Annotated in this window: 16 protein-coding genes; 13 read left to right on the forward strand and 3 right to left on the reverse strand. The window is 43.9% G+C overall.

Annotated features, from left to right (window positions below):
* Positions 1 to 6: 6 nt before the first annotated feature.
* From ACHUFW_RS14390 to ACHUFW_RS14400, 3 genes are read left to right on the forward strand one after another with little or no spacing between them, the layout of a single operon-like run.
* The gene (locus ACHUFW_RS14390; RefSeq protein WP_028773523.1) at positions 7 to 411 is read left to right on the forward strand and encodes an ExbD/TolR family protein; all 405 of its coding nucleotides are present in this window, start codon (positions 7 to 9) and stop codon (positions 409 to 411) included.
* Between the two features lies 1 nt (position 412).
* On the forward strand, positions 413 to 1,033 hold the full coding sequence (locus tag ACHUFW_RS14395) for an energy transducer TonB (RefSeq protein WP_028773524.1): 621 nt from the start codon (positions 413 to 415) through the stop codon (positions 1,031 to 1,033).
* 2 nt (positions 1,034 to 1,035) lie between these two features.
* A complete protein-coding gene (locus ACHUFW_RS14400) occupies positions 1,036 to 2,283 on the forward strand; it encodes a tetratricopeptide repeat protein (RefSeq protein WP_394204035.1) in 1,248 nt (415 codons plus the stop codon).
* An 87-nt stretch (positions 2,284 to 2,370) separates the two neighbouring features.
* Here the strand turns inward: ACHUFW_RS14400 and ACHUFW_RS14405 are convergent, their stop codons facing one another.
* Positions 2,371 to 2,880: a diguanylate cyclase domain-containing protein gene (locus ACHUFW_RS14405; RefSeq protein WP_394204036.1), complete on the reverse strand. Its 510-nt coding sequence runs from the start codon at positions 2,878 to 2,880 to the stop codon at positions 2,371 to 2,373.
* Between the two features lie 80 nt (positions 2,881 to 2,960).
* On the opposite strand from ACHUFW_RS14405, the gene ACHUFW_RS14410 reads away from it, so the two are divergent.
* The 6 genes from ACHUFW_RS14410 (at position 2,961) to ACHUFW_RS14435 (ending at position 8,464) form a co-directional block, all read left to right on the forward strand.
* On the forward strand, positions 2,961 to 4,790 hold the full coding sequence (locus ACHUFW_RS14410; protein ID WP_394204037.1) for a DUF885 domain-containing protein: 1,830 nt from the start codon (positions 2,961 to 2,963) through the stop codon (positions 4,788 to 4,790).
* Between the two features lie 79 nt (positions 4,791 to 4,869).
* Complete coding sequence (locus ACHUFW_RS14415) at positions 4,870 to 5,148, forward strand: peptidylprolyl isomerase (RefSeq protein WP_394204038.1); 279 nt, start codon at positions 4,870 to 4,872, stop codon at positions 5,146 to 5,148.
* 13 nt (positions 5,149 to 5,161) lie between these two features.
* Positions 5,162 to 5,698, forward strand: a complete 537-nt coding sequence (locus ACHUFW_RS14420) for a GNAT family N-acetyltransferase (RefSeq protein WP_394204039.1) — start codon at positions 5,162 to 5,164, stop codon at positions 5,696 to 5,698.
* A 59-nt stretch (positions 5,699 to 5,757) separates the two neighbouring features.
* Positions 5,758 to 5,985, forward strand: a complete 228-nt coding sequence (locus tag ACHUFW_RS14425; RefSeq protein ID WP_394204142.1) for an RNA-binding S4 domain-containing protein — start codon at positions 5,758 to 5,760, stop codon at positions 5,983 to 5,985.
* Positions 5,986 to 5,995: 10 nt separating this feature from the next.
* The gene (locus ACHUFW_RS14430) at positions 5,996 to 6,382 is read left to right on the forward strand and encodes a ribonuclease E inhibitor RraB (protein ID WP_394204040.1); all 387 of its coding nucleotides are present in this window, start codon (positions 5,996 to 5,998) and stop codon (positions 6,380 to 6,382) included.
* A gap of 111 nt (positions 6,383 to 6,493) precedes the next feature.
* Complete coding sequence (locus tag ACHUFW_RS14435; protein ID WP_394204041.1) at positions 6,494 to 8,464, forward strand: NERD domain-containing protein kinase family protein; 1,971 nt, start codon at positions 6,494 to 6,496, stop codon at positions 8,462 to 8,464.
* Between the two features lie 39 nt (positions 8,465 to 8,503).
* Here ACHUFW_RS14435 and ACHUFW_RS14440 read toward each other — a convergent pair whose 3' ends face one another.
* Positions 8,504 to 9,391, reverse strand: coding sequence for a LysR substrate-binding domain-containing protein (locus tag ACHUFW_RS14440; RefSeq protein WP_394204042.1), 888 nt, complete (start codon positions 9,389 to 9,391; stop codon positions 8,504 to 8,506).
* A gap of 132 nt (positions 9,392 to 9,523) precedes the next feature.
* Here ACHUFW_RS14440 and ACHUFW_RS14445 point away from each other — a divergent pair, with 132 nt between their 5' ends.
* A complete protein-coding gene (locus ACHUFW_RS14445) occupies positions 9,524 to 10,303 on the forward strand; it encodes a TSUP family transporter (RefSeq protein WP_394204143.1) in 780 nt (259 codons plus the stop codon).
* Positions 10,304 to 10,400: 97 nt separating this feature from the next.
* Here ACHUFW_RS14445 and ACHUFW_RS14450 read toward each other — a convergent pair whose 3' ends face one another.
* Positions 10,401 to 12,383 (reverse strand): TonB-dependent copper receptor, encoded by a 1,983-nt coding sequence (locus ACHUFW_RS14450; protein WP_394204043.1) that lies wholly within the window; start codon positions 12,381 to 12,383, stop codon positions 10,401 to 10,403.
* Between the two features lie 341 nt (positions 12,384 to 12,724).
* Between ACHUFW_RS14450 and ACHUFW_RS14455 the strand changes: the two genes are divergently transcribed.
* Genes ACHUFW_RS14455 through ACHUFW_RS14465 form a run of 3 tightly spaced genes read left to right on the forward strand, consistent with a single transcriptional unit; the run spans position 12,725 to position 17,378 of the window.
* Positions 12,725 to 13,123, forward strand: coding sequence for a hypothetical protein (locus ACHUFW_RS14455; RefSeq protein WP_394204044.1), 399 nt, complete (start codon positions 12,725 to 12,727; stop codon positions 13,121 to 13,123).
* 56 nt (positions 13,124 to 13,179) lie between these two features.
* Positions 13,180 to 14,325 (forward strand): exonuclease SbcCD subunit D, encoded by a 1,146-nt coding sequence (locus ACHUFW_RS14460; protein WP_394204045.1) that lies wholly within the window; start codon positions 13,180 to 13,182, stop codon positions 14,323 to 14,325.
* Positions 14,322 to 17,378 (forward strand): AAA family ATPase, encoded by a 3,057-nt coding sequence (locus tag ACHUFW_RS14465; protein ID WP_394204046.1) that lies wholly within the window; start codon positions 14,322 to 14,324, stop codon positions 17,376 to 17,378. Before ACHUFW_RS14460 ends, ACHUFW_RS14465 begins: the two co-directional genes overlap by 4 nt.
* Positions 17,379 to 17,573: the final 195 nt, after the last annotated feature.

The following is a 17,573-nucleotide window of genomic DNA, read 5'->3' on the forward strand; positions in this document are numbered from 1 at the left end:
TTTAAAATGGCACGTAAAAAGCATTCAAGTGTAGAAGAAGAAGCACAAGTAGATATGACGCCGATGCTCGACATCGTGTTTATCATGCTTATCTTCTTTATCGTAACAACGTCGTTCATTAAGCCTTCTGGTCTTGATTACAAGAAACCAGAGGCCTCAACAGCGACACAAAAGAAATCTGCAAACATCTTTATTGGTGTGAGTAAGACAGGCGTAATTAAGATGGAAAACCGTCAGGTTGACATCGAGCGTGTAACAGCAAACGTTGAGCGTATGTTGGCTGAGGCACCTGAAGCGGCTGTATTAATCGAAGCAGACCAAGAAGCTGAACATGGCCTTGTTGTTAAGGTAATGGACAACGTTAAGAAAGCGGGTATCGATAAGATTTCGATCTCTGCGGGGAAAGACTAATATGCTGAGAGCAATAGTATCACTCATTATTGGTGCTGCTGTTACTTTCGCCCTGTTTGTCTTTATGGCCTTCTTGGTCGGTGGCGGCGCTAAACGCGCCGACACCAAAACTGATTCTCCTATTATTGAGATCAGTATGGATAAGCAGGATACGAAAGTTCAGGATAAGCCTAGGGTTAAACCTAAGCCACCAACACCGCCTGAGCAACCACCTCTGCCGGATACACCTCCGCCAGATAGTTCATCTGACATTGATACCAATATGTCATTTAACATGGGTGGGGTAGCTGCTGGTACAGCTAACACTGGCTTTAAGCTTGGTAATATGATGACGCGTGATGGCGATGCAACGCCAATCGTTCGTATCGAACCACAGTATCCAATTGCCGCTGCTCGTGATGGCAAAGAGGGCTGGGTACAGCTAAGCTTTACTATTAACGAACTTGGCGGTGTTGAAGATGTGAAAATCATCAAAGCAGAGCCAAAGCGATTGTTTAACAAAGAAGCTCGTCGTGCACTTAAAAAGTGGAAGTACAAGCCGAAAATTGTTGATGGTAAAGCGATTAAGCAACCAGGTATGACAGTTCAACTTGACTTTAGTTTAGATAAAGGAGGCAAATAACAATGCGTAAAGTAAATGCTATCGCAGCTGCTATTTTGCTTTCTGTTGGTGGAAGCGTTGTGGCAGCACCAGCAGCAATGGCTGCTGAAAAGTGCCCAATTGAAAAACGCCAGTCTAAAGCTGTGGGTCAAAGTGCAGCTAAGAAAGTGCAAAAGTCTTTTGAAGCTTATCAGGAAGGTAATGTCGACGAAGCCATCGCAATTTTGCTAGAAGCAAACTCGCGAAATGATTTCGATAAGGCATATATCGCGCGTATGTTGGGTAACTTTTATGCTGAAAAAGGGCAAATGTCCACAGCAATTAAGTACCTCAAAACCGCAGTTGATGCCGACATTCTTGGTGGAACAGACCACGGTGCAACCTTACGTCTTTATGCGGATCTCTTGATACAAGAGAAGAAGTTTAAAGAGTCAATTCCAGTTTATTTTGACTGGATGGCATTCACCTGTAAGGAAGATGCTCAGGTATACCGCAGAATTGGTATTGCCTATTCAGAGCTAAAGCAGTGGGATAAAGTTCTTGAAGTAGCTGATAAGGGTATTGGGTTATCTGATAAGCCAGATAAAGGCTTATATCAGATGAAGCTGACTGCTTACTTCAATAAGAAAGACTACAAAAATGCCATTAACGTATTAGAAACTATGGTGCCGCTGTTCCAAGACGATAAGCGTCTATGGGTACAGTTAGCACAATTTTATCTAATGACAGAAGACTTCACTAACTCATTAGCAACCTATGATTTAGCGTATCGTAATGGCTTTTTGGAAACAGCAGGAAATATCACTCGCTATACTCAATTGTTAGCATCAAACGGTTCAGCATACCGTGCAGCTAATGTTTTTGAGAAGCATCTGAAGTCTGGATTAATCGAAAAGAAAGAGAAAACATACTCTATGCTTGCCGGTTTCTTCCATAATGCTAAAGAGCTAAGCAAAGGTGCTGAGTACTATGGTAAGGCTGCCGAAATTAATAATGACGGTAAACTTTATCTTAGACAAGCCCGTTTGCTAACCCTACAGGAAAAGCACAAACAAGCGATTCCTGTGTTGAAGAAAGCACTTGAAGCAGGTGATGTTAATAAAGGCCAAGTACAGTTTGAACTTGCGCTGGCTTATCTGGGTATTAAGCAATACAAAGCTGCATATGAGCGTTGTAAGCTAGCTGCTAAAGATAAGAAAACTGCTAAAACAGCAAAAAGTTATCTCGCTTATATTGAAGAAAAAGCCCGTATTTATAACGTAGCGCTTTAACTGTAAAAGTAAGCATTTGAAAAAGCCCCTCTTAAGGGGCTTTTTTATTTCATAGTTAAACCACTTTTTTGCTTAGTTCAAGGTATGTTAATTGAGCTTCCGTAACGCCATGTGTTGATCTTTTTGCATCTCAAGCTCATGTGTTAAGGCTTCCACATCCTTGAACAGTGACTCTATATGTAGATCTTGCTCTGGTTGGCAAACATAGGCGGCAAGTTCGTAGTCAACATGGCTCGTGTGTTTCCGTCGATACTCATCATTAAATTCGGCAATTTTTTGCTCTATTCGTGAAATCACTACTTCGGTGCCAGGTTCGTCAATATTAAACAACCCAAATGCAAAGTTATTGTGATTGAGCCTGGCGACTAAGTCAGTATTACGTAATATAGCTTCTTGAACTTGTTTCATGAAAAATTCCAGTAAATGAGGTTGCTTTACTGTTTCATGAATGTGTGGGCACAGATACAATAGGGCCAGACTTTGGTGTTCCCGGATGTGGCGGTGCCACTCTCTGTTGAACACTTCCATAAAGTAGGTTTGATTGTAGACGCCAGTTTCTGGATCTCGAAAACCTGAGTTACGAAATGAATAGATCATTGACTAGCTCCTTTATTGGTCCTGAAGTTAAGTATAGAAAACTAAACGCGATCGCACAGAACAAGAGGGATAAAATAACAATGAATAAGAATATACTGACGCTCGCAATGGCCTCAGTGCTAGCTTTATCAGCTTGCTCACAGGATAAAACAGTTACTAGCAGTGCTAATACTGCTCAAAAGCCAGTAGAAGCCGCAGCTGAGCAGTCAGCAGAACAGGCATACATGGCACTGGTTGATCAATATTTTAAAGACGTGCTAAAGCTTAATCCCATTTACGCCACTTATGTTGGCGTAAATGATTATAACGATCAGTTTGGTGGAACCCTGACGGAAGAGTATTTAAAAGCACGCCATGAGTTAAACACTCAGTACTTAAAGCAAGTTAAAGCGATAGATAGAGCGGCATTGCCTGCAAATCTTCAACTTAGCTACGACATGTTTAATTACGATAGAAATATCGCTTTGGTTTCAGAAACCTTCCCAGAACATTTCATGCCAATGAATCAGTTCTACAGCACCGTGATTAGTATGGTGCAGCTAGGTAGTGGCGAAAGTGCGCAGCCGTTTAACACAGTTGACGATTATAATAATTGGCTGTCTCGTCTAGATGGCTTTATTAATTGGACTAAGCTTGCGCAGCAACGTATGGATGAAGGTATTGCAAGCAAGGTTGTATTACCACGTGTATTAGTTCAGCGTATTATTCCTCAGCTAGAAGCACAGTTAGTCGATAGTGCTGAGCAAAGTTTATTCTATGCTCCAATCACTAAACTTCCAGACAGTTTATCAGAGCAAGACAAAACCGCGTTAACCAATGCATATAAAGCCAAAATTGAACTTGAATTGTTACCGGCGCTGACGAGCTTGAAAGACTACTTTGCTAATACCTATTTGCCCGCAGCACGTGCCAGTGATGGTTGGTGGGGGCTGCCCAATGGTAAAGTTTGGTATCAGCATCTAGCCAATCAACATACGACTACGACGATGTCAGTCGATGAGATTCATCAAGTTGGATTATCTGAAGTTGCTCGAATTCTTGCCGAAATGGATGAGGTTCGTCAGCAAGTTGGCTTTAAAGGCGATTTGAGTGCTTTCTTTGATTCATTAAGTTCTGAGCCACAGTACTTCTTTACCGAGCGCCAAGACTTAGTTGACGGCTACATGGCATTAAAAGACAGCATTAACGCGGTGCTACCAAAGTACTTTAATGTTATGCCTAAGGCTGACTACGTCGTTAAGCCTGTTGAGAGTTTTAGAGAGCAGTCTGCGGCAGGCGCATCATATCAATCACCAGCAGTAGATGGTTCTCGTCCAGGTGTGTTCTATATCAATACCTATAATCTCAAAGCGCAGCCTAAATGGGGCATGACAACGCTTTCTCTACATGAAGCTGCACCGGGTCATCATTTTCAAATTGCGATTAAGCAAGAGTTAACAGATGTACCCCAATTCCAACGCTTTGGTGGCTATACCGCATTTGAAGAAGGCTGGGCTTTATATGCTGAGTACTTGGGGATAGAAATGGGCTTGTTTACAGACCCGTACCAATATTTTGGTAAGTTGTCCGATGAAATGCTAAGGGCAATGCGTTTGGTCGTTGATACCGGTTTACATGCGAAAGGGTGGAGCCGTGAGCAAGCTATTCAGTATATGAAAGACAACTCGCCAATGGCCGAGTCAGATATCGTTGCTGAGGTTGAGCGATACATGGCGATTCCTGGGCAAGCTTTGTCTTATAAGGTTGGTCAGCTGCAAATCTTGTCTTTACGAGAGAAAGCCGAAAAAGCCTTAGGCGATAAGTTCGATTTAAAAGCGTTTCATGACCAAATCATTACCACGGGTTCGTTACCTATGGCGGTAATGGAGCGTAAAATAGACACTTGGATCGCCACCTTGCAAGCCAGCTAATATCATAAAAAATACACTAGGTAATCCCAGCTAATGTGGCATACTGGCTGGGATTCATTTTATTTAAAGAGGATAAACCATGGTTCAAGCAACAGCACGACATCTACTAGTGAGCAGCGAAGAGCAGTGTGAATCGCTAAAGCAACAAATTTTAGAGGGAGCTGATTTTGGCGATGTGGCTAAAGCACACTCATCTTGCCCATCTGGTGCGCAAGGCGGTGATTTAGGTTCATTTGGTCCTGGTATGATGGTACGAGAGTTTGATGAAGTCGTATTTAGTGCGCCTTTAAATGAAGTGCAAGGTCCGGTAAAAACGCAGTTTGGTTACCACCTGCTTGAAGTAACAAGCCGCGGTTAATCGTTATAGATTGATGATAGAGTTATATACCGAAAGGTTAAAAATTCGCACACTTGATGCACGAGATCTCGATAATTTTCTGCTTGTGCATCAAGATCCAGATTTAAACAAGTTCGTAAGATCTCTCGATGATATTCCCTTGTTAAAGCAAAAATTTACCGAGCGCCTAGCGCCGTGGGAATTTGCTTCAGGTGACTGGTTGACCTTAGTGATTGAAGAGGTTCATAGCGGTACCTTTATTGGCTTTACGGGGTTTTATGCTAATAAACCTGAGCTGAAACAGGTTGAGGTTGGCTATATGCTAGTGTCCTCTGCTCATGGGCAAGGTTATGCGAGTGAGAGTTTGGAAGCGGTGATTGACTGGGCTTGTTTGCAGTTTGATGTGCATAAATTTGTTGGCGTGTGTGCCAAAGATAATCTGGCTTCGGGCAGAGTACTGGAAAAGTGCGGATTTCAACTTGAGGGTATACTGCGGCACAACATGAAGATTGATTCGCAGTGGATTGACGATAGTTACTATGGTTTGTTAGCTGCTGAGCGTGCACAATAGTCAGCAAATGATATAATCCTGCTAGTTTTAAAATTAAGGGTTTTAGTGTGACTGCACAAATGGAAACGCTGGCGCTTTTGCCAGGTGATGAATACATCGAGCTATACAAGATTTTAAAAGTACAATCGATGACTAGTGGTGGTGGCGAAGCGAAATTTGTCATTAGTGAAGGTCAAGTGAGTGTCAATGGTGAAATTGAAACTCGCAAGCGTAAAAAAGTTATTGCTGGAGATATTGTCAGCTTTAATGGTGAGTCGGTACAAATTGTTGCCGCTTCAAACGAGTAAGGAGTAGATAATGCAATTTCCAGATGATGATAACGGTAAAATGCTCGCGGCAATGCAAGAAGCAGGCATCGATTTAAGCCAAGCATTGGATGTGGATTACTTTCTTTTGTTTGAAGACCAACGTGATGCTGAGTCAGCTTTGCAAGAGTTAACCGAGTCTGATCTCTCCGGTGAGGTTGAGTTGCATTTGAATGATGAACTCGGAAAGTGGGAGCTGATTGTTTGCCTCAATATGGTACCCGAATATGACGCTATTGTTGCTCAAGAGATTGCATTGAATGAGTTTGCCGGTGAATTTGGCGGTGCAACAGATGGCTGGGGCGTGATGCAGCATCAAGAAGGTGACGATGAGTTTGCCGATGATGATCACGAACACTCAGATAGTTGTAACCATTAGATTGACTTTTAAGCCACTCCTGTAGTGGCTTTTTTATGTCTAAAAAATACTAACAGGCCTGTCCGCATTCGACGACATTTGACAGGTTAATGCCACGAGAAGGAGATAAGAATGGCAAAGTTAATTAGTTTTGGCACCCCTGTAAACGATGCCGAGCGTTGGGCATTTTCTTTGCTCGCGGACGAACTCCCTGAAAACTATATCCTATTAACCAATGTTGAAATTCCGACTAAATCTGGCCAAGCCATGGAAGTTGATGCATTAGTTATCGGCGAATGGGGCGTGTATGTGGTCGATGTTAAAGGGTATATCGGCAGACTTGATGCCGGCTTACATGCGTGGTCACTAGATGGACGTCAGGTTGACAATAGTCTGGCAAAAGCCAATTACGTTGCAAGAGTGTTGGCTGGCAACGTCAAACATAAGATTCCAGTTGGCGTTTATGCACCATGGTGCCAAGGTATGGTATTTGTCACTGGGCGCAAAGGCGAAGAGATTGAATTAGAAAAGCAGCAAGGCTCACTGAGTATTTACACCCCAAAACAGATTGTTGCAGCGTTAACTAAAGAGTGGGGGCTGACAGCGCCCCATAAACACCAAGTCACCGATAAGCAAAAAGAGATGGTACTAGAAACCATTGGACAGGTGGCATTGGTCGAACAGCGAAATAATAAAATCCAAGATTTTATCAAGCTTAAGTGCTTGTTTATTCAAAGTGGACTTGAGGTTTGGCAATCGGAATACAACCCCGGTGATTGGACCGCGCCATGGTTATTAAAGGTTTTGGTGCCAACCCAATTTGACAGTGCAGACGAATGTAATAGTTATGAGCTTAGATTAAGAGATGAGTTTAAGCGCCTGCAAGGGTTGGCAGGCTGCAGCGGCGTGCCTCAGTGTGCACCTTTGATTCAAGATGGCGAGCAGTTGGTGTTACCGATCCGTATGCCGCGAGGCGTGCCTCTCAATGTGCTTGAACATGAATCATTAACAACCTATCAATTACTTGAAATACTTCGTCGCTCGGTGACTGGCTTACAACAAATCCATCGTCGTGGTTACACCGTTGGCGGGTGGACAAGTAATTGTATCTTTATCTCCGATATGGGCGATGTTGAGTTTATCGATATTAAAGATAACTTGAACAATAGTCAGGATATCCAAGCTTACGCTAAGGGCTTTTTAACCTTAGCCGAGCAAACCAAGCAACCACGAATTTATCAATGGTTTAGGCTTGCAGCAGCTGGTGGGACCATTGATTTAGATGCGCTACGTTGTGACTTGTCGGCGCTTATCGACAACGGAGTGTGTGACACGTTACCCGAGAAAATTGATATTGCCACTGGTGCGATTATCGATCATCACTACCGCTTGGAGCAGTTTATTGCGGCTACTGAAAGTAGCCAGTTCTGGCGCGCCAAACATATCCAAGGCCAATACAATACTGGGGTTTCTATTTATCACAAGGTAGAGGCTAAGTGGCCACAGTTAAGTAACCTGTATCGTAGTTTGTCTAAGCTTTATCATCCTCATGTTGAGAAGGTATTGGCTTTTGGGCAGTTACCGCAAAGTGAAACCCTGTTTATTGCTAGAGCTTGGGAGTACGGGGTGTCGCTTGATGACGTGCCGGGTATTAAGCTTGGTCAGCCCATTATGTGGTTTACCCAGCTACTTTCTGGTTTACAGTTTATGCATCAAATGGATATTTACCATGGCGCAATCTGCCCTAAAAACATTATTTGTAATCGCGAAAAAGCCATTTTAGTGAACTTTGGGATTGGGTTGGATATTGCCACAAGCCATTATGCGAGTCGCTATGCCGATCCCGAGCTTTGGGCGGCAGAAGGTGATGCAGAAAAAGATCTTTATGGCTTAGTCGCTAGCTTTATCGCCACGCTAACACCAAACAACTTGCAAGGGCAAGGCGATCAGCAGGGGATCATTAGCGCATTACATGCTTTTGATAAAACCTGGTTTGGTGAGAAAACTTTTGAGACCTGTCTAAAAGTGTTGAATTTTGAATTTGATGCTTCACCAGGGGTAAACTATCTTGAAGCCTTTGATGTAGTTGAAGAGTTAATTTAACCGACATGCTCGCTGCTTTGGGTTGTGAGGAGCGAGCACTTAATGCCGGTAAGGTGAAAATATTTCTAGTAACCAATCGATAAACGCCTGCACTTTTACTGGCCGCTTAGCCGCACTGGGAAATTGCAAATAATAGCTATATGGGCTGGTGAATTGGTTATCAAATGGAATAACTAAACTGCCATCGCTAAGCTGCTCTTCAATGAAAAAACGCGGGATCAAAGCGATTCCCATGCCACTTACTGCAGCTTGACTCAGCATATAGAAATGCTCCATACCAAAGTTCTTTTCATTGAAAAGCGCGATCCCAACTTGTTCCGACCAAAAAGGCCATAGCTCAGGCCGGGTGGTGTGCTTTAACAAGGTAACACGATTAATATCTTCGAGAGATTGAAGCTGCTTAGCAATGTGAGGGCTACAAACTAAACAAAGATCCTCATCCATTAGTTTGACATATTGGCAATCTTTGGGGGGCGTGGTTGCGCTTCGTATTGCGATATCATATCGATGCAAATTAAAGTCGACCTTAAAATCACCGATGGACAGGTCAACATATAAATGCGGGTAGCGCTGCTTAAATTGCTCCATTCGAGGAATTAGCCAATTAATCGTTAAGCTTGGAAGGACGTTAATTGATATCGATTGCCGGTCCGTTTCTGCCGCTCTAAGCTCTTCAGTTGCACGGCTAATGGTTTGCAAGGCTGCTTGAATATTGACCAAGTACCGTTGTCCGTTAGTCGTTAAACTTACCTGCCTGTGCTGGCGAACAAACAAAGCACAGCCAATATCATTCTCCAGCTGTTTAATTTGTTTACTTACTGCACCATGGGTAAGAAATAGCTCTTTGGCCGCTAAGCTAAAACTTAAATGCCTAGCGGCGGCTTCAAAGATCCGCAAGGTATTCATTGGAGGTAGAGAGTAAGCCAATATTTTGCCCTCAAATTATCGTATTAGTGTGAGAATATCTCACACTAGCAAGAGAATATATCCTTTGAAATCGCCATGCAAACCAAGTCTAATAGCAGCCTCGCTTTACTAACTAACCGTCGAGAATATTTCATGGCCATAGAGCTCTCATACCAACTTATCGCTTTACTGTTTTTTGTTGCAGTATTGGCGGGATTTATTGATGCGATTGCCGGCGGCGGTGGGCTACTAACCATACCCGCACTCATGTGGGCAGGCTTACCCCCCACAGCTGCACTGGCAACCAATAAACTACAAGCTTGTGGTGGTAGTTTTTTTGCTAGCCTTTATTTTGTTCGTAAAGGTATGGTGAAGTTATCGCAGATGAAGTTAGCCATAGCCTGTGCATTTGTCGGCTCTGCGATTGGTACGGTTGCGGTACAACTTATCGATAGTTCTGTGCTGGAATTGCTGCTGCCGTTTCTGATATTGGCCATAGGTGGCTACTTTTTATTTTCAAAGAAAGTGAGTGAAGAAGACCGGCATCAGGTACTAACGCCTACCGCTTTTGGTTTTACCGCGGCATTAGGCGTTGGTTTTTATGACGGATTTTTTGGTCCAGGTACTGGGAGCTTTTTCGCGTTAGCTTTTGTGTCTTTAGCCGGTTATGGACTGGCTAAAGCAACGGCACACGCCAAGATATTGAATTTTTCCACTAACATTGCCTCGTTAATCTTCTTTGCTATTGGTGGTAAAGTATTTTGGTTGTTAGGCTTGATTATGTTAGCTGGACAAGCGATAGGGGCGACAATCGGTTCGCGTTTGGTTATTACCAAAGGAAGCAAGATAATTAAGCCCTTGGTGGTGACGATGTCAATTGCGATGAGTATTAAGCTCTTGTCTGCTCAATATGACTGGTTTGCTTTTGTATAACGCCTTACCATATCGCGATAAGGCGTTATGATGCATTTTTAACAAGTTTAAAAGTCTAACAAGTTATAAAGTCTAATAAGTTATAAAGTCTAACAAGCTAAAAAGTTAGGTCGAGCTTGACCCAAGCAGTGCGCCCAGGTTCGTTAACTTGAAAAAGCGGCTCAGAGCCAGGGATGTCATTCCCCGCGCCGGAACGACTGATATGCTCGGCATAGGTAATATCAAATAGGTTCTCTATACCAAAGCTTATTAGTATGTCATCGTGTTGCCATGAGCCGTTAATTGCCAAGGTACCAAAGCCGCTGCTTTTCGCTAAGTCTTGTCCTGAGATGTTACCTTGCCCGAGTGCTATCCGGTCTTGCGCTGCGACTAAGCGCCACAATAAACCTGCCGTCCAATTGTCATTTTCATAATTAATCGAGATGCGTCCTTCTAAAGGAGAGATCTGTCCAAGTGGTGTGCTGTCGGTGTCATTGTCGCCGTGGCTATAACTGATGGAGCTGATAGTTGACCAGTTGTCATTAAACTCATAAGTTACCCCAATCTCTGCTCCCCAGATGGTCGCATCGATATTATATGCCGAGGTTTTTTCGGTATTGGCGTCGATGAGAATATAGTCTTTTACTTTGCCATAATAAAATGACGAAGCAATTTCCACGTCCGCTTGATAAATCCAACCAATATCAAGTTGAGTGGTTTTTTCTGGCTCTAAATCAAAGGCTTTCTGTGCTGGATTATTCACATCAGCTTTCATCAACTCCCAATAATCGGGAATGCGCGCTGCGTGACCGGTACCAATATAGTATTGGCTGTTACCCGTTATATATTCATAACGTAAAAAGCCACTCAATAAATCATCATCGCGTTTGCCTTGTTGAGCGACAAAAAGTTCTGTCTGCCACTGATCGATGCGGGCACCTGCCAATAACTTTCCTTGATTAATTTGATAGCTGGACTCAACAAATAAACCCAAGTTTTTATGGCGCATGTTATCTTTAAATGGTTTAGATAAAAGATCATCTAAGCCATTGTCGATAGCTGGATTGATACTACGCCCCTCGTGGAGACTATCCATATAGTCAACACCGACAGTGGTTTGCCAGTCAGTTGAGCTTGAGATATCCAGCCATAGGTGACCACCGGAGGTTGTTCTTCTTACATTCGTTCCTGAGTTTTTTCCTTGGTCAAACTGATCCATGATATGGTCATTTTCATTGCTATAAATTTGCAACTCTATGCTATTAAGCCAATCGTATTGCAGATCGATTTGGGTTAATAATGTCAGGTTTTCATTACTAATTTCCCGGGCTTTATTTGCCCTATCAGCATATTCCGCTTCTCCGCTAGAGCGCCCATAGGCCAGTTCAACCACCGTATCATCGTCTGGCGTCCAACCAAGGGCAAAGTTGTAATTGTTGCGATCATAGCTAGATTGAATGGTGTTACCGTCTCCATCTTCATAGTGGTCGCTTTTGGACTGATTGATATCCATATCAAGATAGTGTGTCTCGGTGCCAGCTTTAAGTTCGACAAGGTAGTCTTGACGGCCAAAACTGCCTCCGGTCACACTGGCTCTACCTTGCAGATCTTTCTCAGTAAAACTGTGTCGGTCTTTTTCAAAAAGTACCGTACCGGCAGACCCGACTGGGCCATACTTTACGGTTTGAGGGCCTTTGATAACGGTAATGTTGTCATAGGATTCGGGATAAATATAAGCCGTTGGTGGATCCATCCGCCCGCCGCAGGTTCCGGCAATATGTTGGCCGTCATCTACAATACTGACTCTTGAACCGCCCATGCCCCTTAGTGTTGGGTCGCCGCCAGCGCCGCCTTTTCGACCAACATTAAAACCTGGGATTGTTTTTAGGAATCCTGCTCCATCATAGGCTGGTAGCGGCAATCTTGGTTTCTTGGGATCGGTATTGACCTTGGTAGGTTCACGCATTAGCTCGCCAGTGATGACGATATGGTCATCACACTGCTTGCCTTCGCAGTCGGTGGGAGTTTGTCCATAGGCATGGCTCAACGGCATTAATATGGTGGTGATTAACAGGGTTAATTTATTTAGCTTGTGATTCATTGATTTGTTCTACCCGCATTATTTGCGCTCTTTTTCGCAAATATCTAACGCTGCCACAACGGCAAACTCACAGGTTGCGACACTGTGTCACACCCTGAAGTGATAGGTGTCGCAAAACTACACATTTTAGCCGCGATTTTTGAAACATTATGAGGTTTGAAATGCATGCGGCTTATTGTAAAAACAGCGATATCCATTTGTTTGGGCTATCGCGGGATTAGATCATTGATTGAGTTAGCATTTGAGTGATAATGACCTGTATGATAGCGTCAAACAAATTACCACTATCAACTAAAGTCGCGGCATATAGTCGCTTGGACTGAGTCAACAGGGAGGCAGGTGTGGAGTTAGCTGGATTGCTAGTTGCAGGTATTAGTGCATTAGGAACCTTAGTTCAAGCGTATTATGCGGCGAAAAGTAACGATCAGCCCATATCGAAAAAGGCGATTAATAAAGCGGTTAAGCGAGCGGGCTCCCCTTTAAAAACCGGAGCTAAAACCGTAGATGCAGTGATAGATCAGCAATTACTTTTGCATTTGTGCAAACAAGTTGAACAACACAATAATCAACTTGTTGCGGTATTTCGTCACCCTGATTTAACTGAAGCTGAAAAACAGGATCAGGTTGAGCAGGCTAGGGCACAGATTTGCCAAGTTTTACTTGAGGTAAAGCGGTTTAATCAGCAAGTTTTACCCACCAAGCGCCTGCGTGATCTGTGGTTATCAAATGGGTGCCCCTAAAGCACAAAAGGACCTGTAATGTTGCGTTTAATAGGGTTAAGTGAACACATAAATAAATGAAATTCATTCATACATCTGATTGGCACATCGGCCGCCAATTACACAGTCAAAGCTTGTTAGAAGATCAAGCACACATCTTAGCGCAAATCGTTCAGTTGGCTGGTGAGCACCAAGTCGATGCGGTAGTGGTTGCAGGGGATATTTACGATCGCTCTGTCCCGCCGGCAAGTGCCGTGGCTTTATTGGATGATGTGGTTAACCAATTAGTCAACGAACTACAAATAAACGTCATCATGATTGCAGGCAACCATGATGGTCACGAAAGGCTGAGTTTTGCAGCTCGGCAATTGCAAAGTACCGGGTTATATATTCAAGGGCCATTAACTCGTGAAATCAATCCCATTACACTAACTAGCTCGAGTGGCGGCGCTGTATTTTATCCACTCCCTTACGCTGAGCCGGCAACCGTACGGTATCTATTTGACTGTGATGTCAGCACCCATGAACAAGCGATGCAAGTTTTACTTGATGAAGTCAGCAAGCATGACAGCGAAGGTTTAGCTAAGGTCGTTATTGCACATTGCTTTTTAGATGGCGGGAGTGAGTCTGACTCTGAGAGGCCTCTGAGCATAGGTGGTGCAGATAAAATCTCCCCAAGTTTATTTACCCCATTTGATTATTGCGCTTTAGGCCATTTACATGGGCCGCAATATAAGGGCGAGTCACATATTCGCTATTCGGGTTCGATATTGAAATACTCCTTTAGTGAGCAAAAACAGAAAAAGTCAGTGACCTTGGTGGAAGTGGCTGCCAATAAACAGCCTGAAATCACACTACTGCCATTAACACCGCTGCGTGATGTTCGTATTATTGAAGGGGCTCTGGAACAAGTGTTAACCCAGGGGATCAATGACCCAAATCGTGATGACTATATTATGGTTCGCCTTAGCGATAAGCAGGCGATATTAGATGCTATGGGTAAGCTGAGAGATGTTTACCCGAATGTGTTGCATTTAGAGCGAACTGGATTAATGGCAAGTAGCGAGCAATTAGCGATTAGAGCCGATCATATCAAGAAGGGTGAGCTGGACATGTTCAGTGATTTTTTCCAGCAAGTCTCCGGTCAGTCACTTTCTGCTGAACAACGCAGCTTGATGGTCGACACCATTAATGGCCTGCATGATGTTGAGGAGAACCAATGAGACCACAAGTGTTAACCATGGTCGCGTTTGGCCCATTTGCGACTAAGCAAGTCATTGACTTTGAATCTCTTGGTAAAAATCCGCTGTTTTTGATCAACGGTCCAACAGGCGCAGGTAAAACTACCATCTTGGATGGGATTTGTTTTGCTTTATACGGTAAGACAACAGGGGATGAGCGAGAAGGCAGCCAGATGCGTTGTGATTTAGCGCAGGATGACTTACTTACCGAGGTGAGTTTTCAATTTGAATTGGGCGCTAAGCAGTATTTGATTCGTCGTGTACCCGAGCAACCCAGATTAAAAAAGAGTGGTGAGGGTTATACGGTTCAAAAGAGTGAAGCTCAGTTATATCGTCTAGAGCAAGACGGTCAACCAACGCCGCTCGTCACTATGAAAGTATCTGAAGCGACCGCTGAGATAGAGCAGCTGACCGGTTTAGATGTCGATCAGTTTCGTCAAGTTATGGTGTTGCCGCAAGGTAAGTTTCGTGAATTACTGATGGCTGATTCCAAGTCGAGGGAGAAGATCTTTAGTCAGCTTTTCCAAACTCATATTTACCGTAAAATTGAAGATAAGTTGAAACACCAAGCGGCCATTATTCGTATGGCTGTGAGAGATCACCGTAACAAACGTGACGGTATCATGCACAATGCCGCGGTTGAATCCGATGACGCCATTAATGTTGAGTTATCTGAGCTTAGCCCGAAAGTGGCGGCGGCGCTCAATGATAATGAAGCGGCAAAACAGCAGCTCATCACTGCTAATAATCAACTTGAGCTGGCTAAACAGCGATTAAAAGATTTTGCTGAACTGGAAAAAGAGCTGCAAATACAGCAGCAATTATCAGCAAAGGATGATCTGCTAGTTGAACGTCAAATGCGGTTGCAACAAGGCCGTAAAGCTTTACAGTTGCACCCGCTGTTTGAGGTGATGCAAACAAGATCTGCCGAGTTTAGTCAAGCTCAGCAGGCGTTAACTACAGCCTTGAATTTAAAGACACTGGCTGAGCAAGCGCTCGGTGAGGCGCAACTGGCATTTGATGGTATTGAAGCGCAGGAAAACCAACTACAAATACTCAGACAGGATTTGCAGAACCTACAACAACTTGCCCCTCAGTTAACCCAAATAGAAGCCTTGCAGCAAAGTTTTCAGCAGCAAAACGAGACATTGCAACAAGCAAAGTTACAAGGTGGCAAGGCAAGGCAACAGCTGGATGAATTGCAAGCGAGTATCGTTAGCAACAAAGCGGATATAGCGCGTTTGGAGTTACTCGCTAATGAGCAGCTTAGTCAGCAACAAGCGGTCAATCAATACCATGATTTAGTGGAAGCCCACCAAAATTGGTCTAGTGCTTGTCAAGAAGTTGAGCAAACAGCACTGTTGCTCACCAGCGCTAAAGAGCAAGGTCAGATATTAAGAGACAAGCATCAGCAGGCACAACAGGCTCAGCGCCAGATGCAGCTGGTTTGGCACCGTGGTCAGGCAGCTAGCTTAGCGCAGCAATTAAATGATGGCATGCCTTGTCCGGTATGTGGCAGTGAGCAGCATCCAAGTCCTGCGGTAAGTGAGCAATCATTACCCTCGGAAGATGACTTGCAGCAAGCTCAGCAACAAGAAGAGCGCGCTAACCAAGCACTTAATCAAGCTCGCAGTGATTATGCCGGCTTGACTACTCGTCAACAAGAACAGCAAAAGCGACTAAATCAATGGCAGGAAAAACTGGGCCAATATAGTCAGCAGTCATTTGCACAATTACAAGCAGAGTATCAAAGCAGGCAACAAGCATTACAACAAACAAACCTTGCAGTTGAACAGCTCAAACAATTAAGAGCGACATTAAATCAGCAGGAGCTCGCCGCAGGGCAACAACAAAGTCAATTAGATGCCGAGCGAGAGCGCTTTCAACAGTTACAGGAGCAAGTTTCTGGGTTAAAAGGAAAAATCGATCAAGCACTAGAACGTGTACCTGCCGATTTCTTAAGTTTGCCTGCGCTGCAAGCCGCTATTGTTCAAAAGAGCGATAGCATTGATAGCTTGGTCAAGCAGATTGATGACGTTAGACAAAGATATAATCAATCGAAACAACAATATGCGGCCAATGAAGCGGCGGTTGAGGCGGCACAGAAAACTGAGCGTCATAACCATGAGCAACACCTTCAAGCAACGAAGGAGCTTAATGATGCGATGCTGCAGCAAGGTTTTGGTAGTGTGGATGAGTTAAAACAAGCGTTAATGGCGGAGTCTCAGTTAAATGCCATTGCTGAGCAGATTGAGCAAGAACAGCAGCAACGTATTGCCAATCAAGCGCGGTTGGCGCAATTACAGCAAAAACTCACCAGTGACTCGAAACCGGAATTAGTCAAGCTTGAGTCAGCGCTTGAGCAGGCTCAGCAACAGCAACAAACCACGGAACAACAGTGGCAGCGGCTTCAAGGGCGAGTCACTCAGCTAACCCAAACCATACAACAGCTAGCTGAAGCGGATGCTAAAGCTAAGCAGTTAGAGGATGAGTACGCGATTGTTGGGACACTTGCAGACGTTGCGAATGGCCAAACGGGTAATAAAATTAGCTTACAGCGTTTTGTCTTGAGTGTATTACTCGACGATGTATTGCTGGCCGCCAGTGAGCGATTGCAGATGATGAGTAAAGGGCGTTACCGATTATTACGCAAAGAGGAACGTGCTAAAGGCAATAAAGCATCTGGGTTAGAGTTGGAAGTGGAAGATGCCTATACCGCAAAGGTTCGGCCGGTTGCAACCTTGAGTGGTGGCGAAAGCTTTATGGCGGCACTTTCTATGGCGTTAGGTTTGTCTGATGTGGTGCAAGCTTATGCTGGTGGTATTAAGTTAGATACACTCTTTATTGATGAAGGGTTTGGAAGCTTAGATCAAGATTCACTTGAGCTTGCTATTAGAACCTTAATTGACTTGCAGTCGGCTGGCCGTATGGTGGGTGTTATCTCCCATGTTTCAGAAATGAAAGAGCAAATTAGTAGTCGAATCGACTTACTTAAAACTGCTGAAGGGAGTAAGGCTACTGTCCATGCAGCGTAGCTATCATAAACGAAGTTGATAAAAGCCAGCCTGTAGTGCTGGCTTTTTTTATGCTGCGGCCAAGTTTTCAGCGGGACTTTTATACCAATCGGCATATGAAAGTGATCGACTCAGAGCTATTTTTGGCAAACGAGTTCGAGACGAATAACTTAAGTAATAGTGGTTCTATTGGGAAGTGATTCAACGAAGAAGTAG

The organism is Shewanella waksmanii (genome assembly GCF_043643685.1).
GTDB lineage: Bacteria > Pseudomonadota > Gammaproteobacteria > Enterobacterales > Shewanellaceae > Shewanella > Shewanella waksmanii_A.

What these genes read in the sequence shown, in the direction of transcription:
- ACHUFW_RS14390 (WP_028773523.1), top strand. Translation starts at nt 7, where the DNA reads ATGGCACGTAAAAAGCATTCAAGTGTAGAAGAAGAAGCACAAGTAGAT.
- ACHUFW_RS14395 (WP_028773524.1), top strand. Translation starts at nt 413, where the DNA reads ATGCTGAGAGCAATAGTATCACTCATTATTGGTGCTGCTGTTACTTTC.
- ACHUFW_RS14400 (WP_394204035.1), top strand. Translation starts at nt 1,036, where the DNA reads ATGCGTAAAGTAAATGCTATCGCAGCTGCTATTTTGCTTTCTGTTGGT.
- ACHUFW_RS14405 (WP_394204036.1), bottom strand. Translation starts at nt 2,880, where the DNA reads ATGATCTATTCATTTCGTAACTCAGGTTTTCGAGATCCAGAAACTGGC.
- ACHUFW_RS14410 (WP_394204037.1), top strand. Translation starts at nt 2,961, where the DNA reads ATGAATAAGAATATACTGACGCTCGCAATGGCCTCAGTGCTAGCTTTA.
- ACHUFW_RS14415 (WP_394204038.1), top strand. Translation starts at nt 4,870, where the DNA reads ATGGTTCAAGCAACAGCACGACATCTACTAGTGAGCAGCGAAGAGCAG.
- ACHUFW_RS14420 (WP_394204039.1), top strand. Translation starts at nt 5,162, where the DNA reads ATGATAGAGTTATATACCGAAAGGTTAAAAATTCGCACACTTGATGCA.
- ACHUFW_RS14425 (WP_394204142.1), top strand. Translation starts at nt 5,758, where the DNA reads ATGGAAACGCTGGCGCTTTTGCCAGGTGATGAATACATCGAGCTATAC.
- ACHUFW_RS14430 (WP_394204040.1), top strand. Translation starts at nt 5,996, where the DNA reads ATGCAATTTCCAGATGATGATAACGGTAAAATGCTCGCGGCAATGCAA.
- ACHUFW_RS14435 (WP_394204041.1), top strand. Translation starts at nt 6,494, where the DNA reads ATGGCAAAGTTAATTAGTTTTGGCACCCCTGTAAACGATGCCGAGCGT.
- ACHUFW_RS14445 (WP_394204143.1), top strand. Translation starts at nt 9,524, where the DNA reads ATGGCCATAGAGCTCTCATACCAACTTATCGCTTTACTGTTTTTTGTT.
- ACHUFW_RS14450 (WP_394204043.1), bottom strand. Translation starts at nt 12,383, where the DNA reads ATGAATCACAAGCTAAATAAATTAACCCTGTTAATCACCACCATATTA.
- ACHUFW_RS14460 (WP_394204045.1), top strand. Translation starts at nt 13,180, where the DNA reads ATGAAATTCATTCATACATCTGATTGGCACATCGGCCGCCAATTACAC.
- ACHUFW_RS14465 (WP_394204046.1), top strand. Translation starts at nt 14,322, where the DNA reads ATGAGACCACAAGTGTTAACCATGGTCGCGTTTGGCCCATTTGCGACT.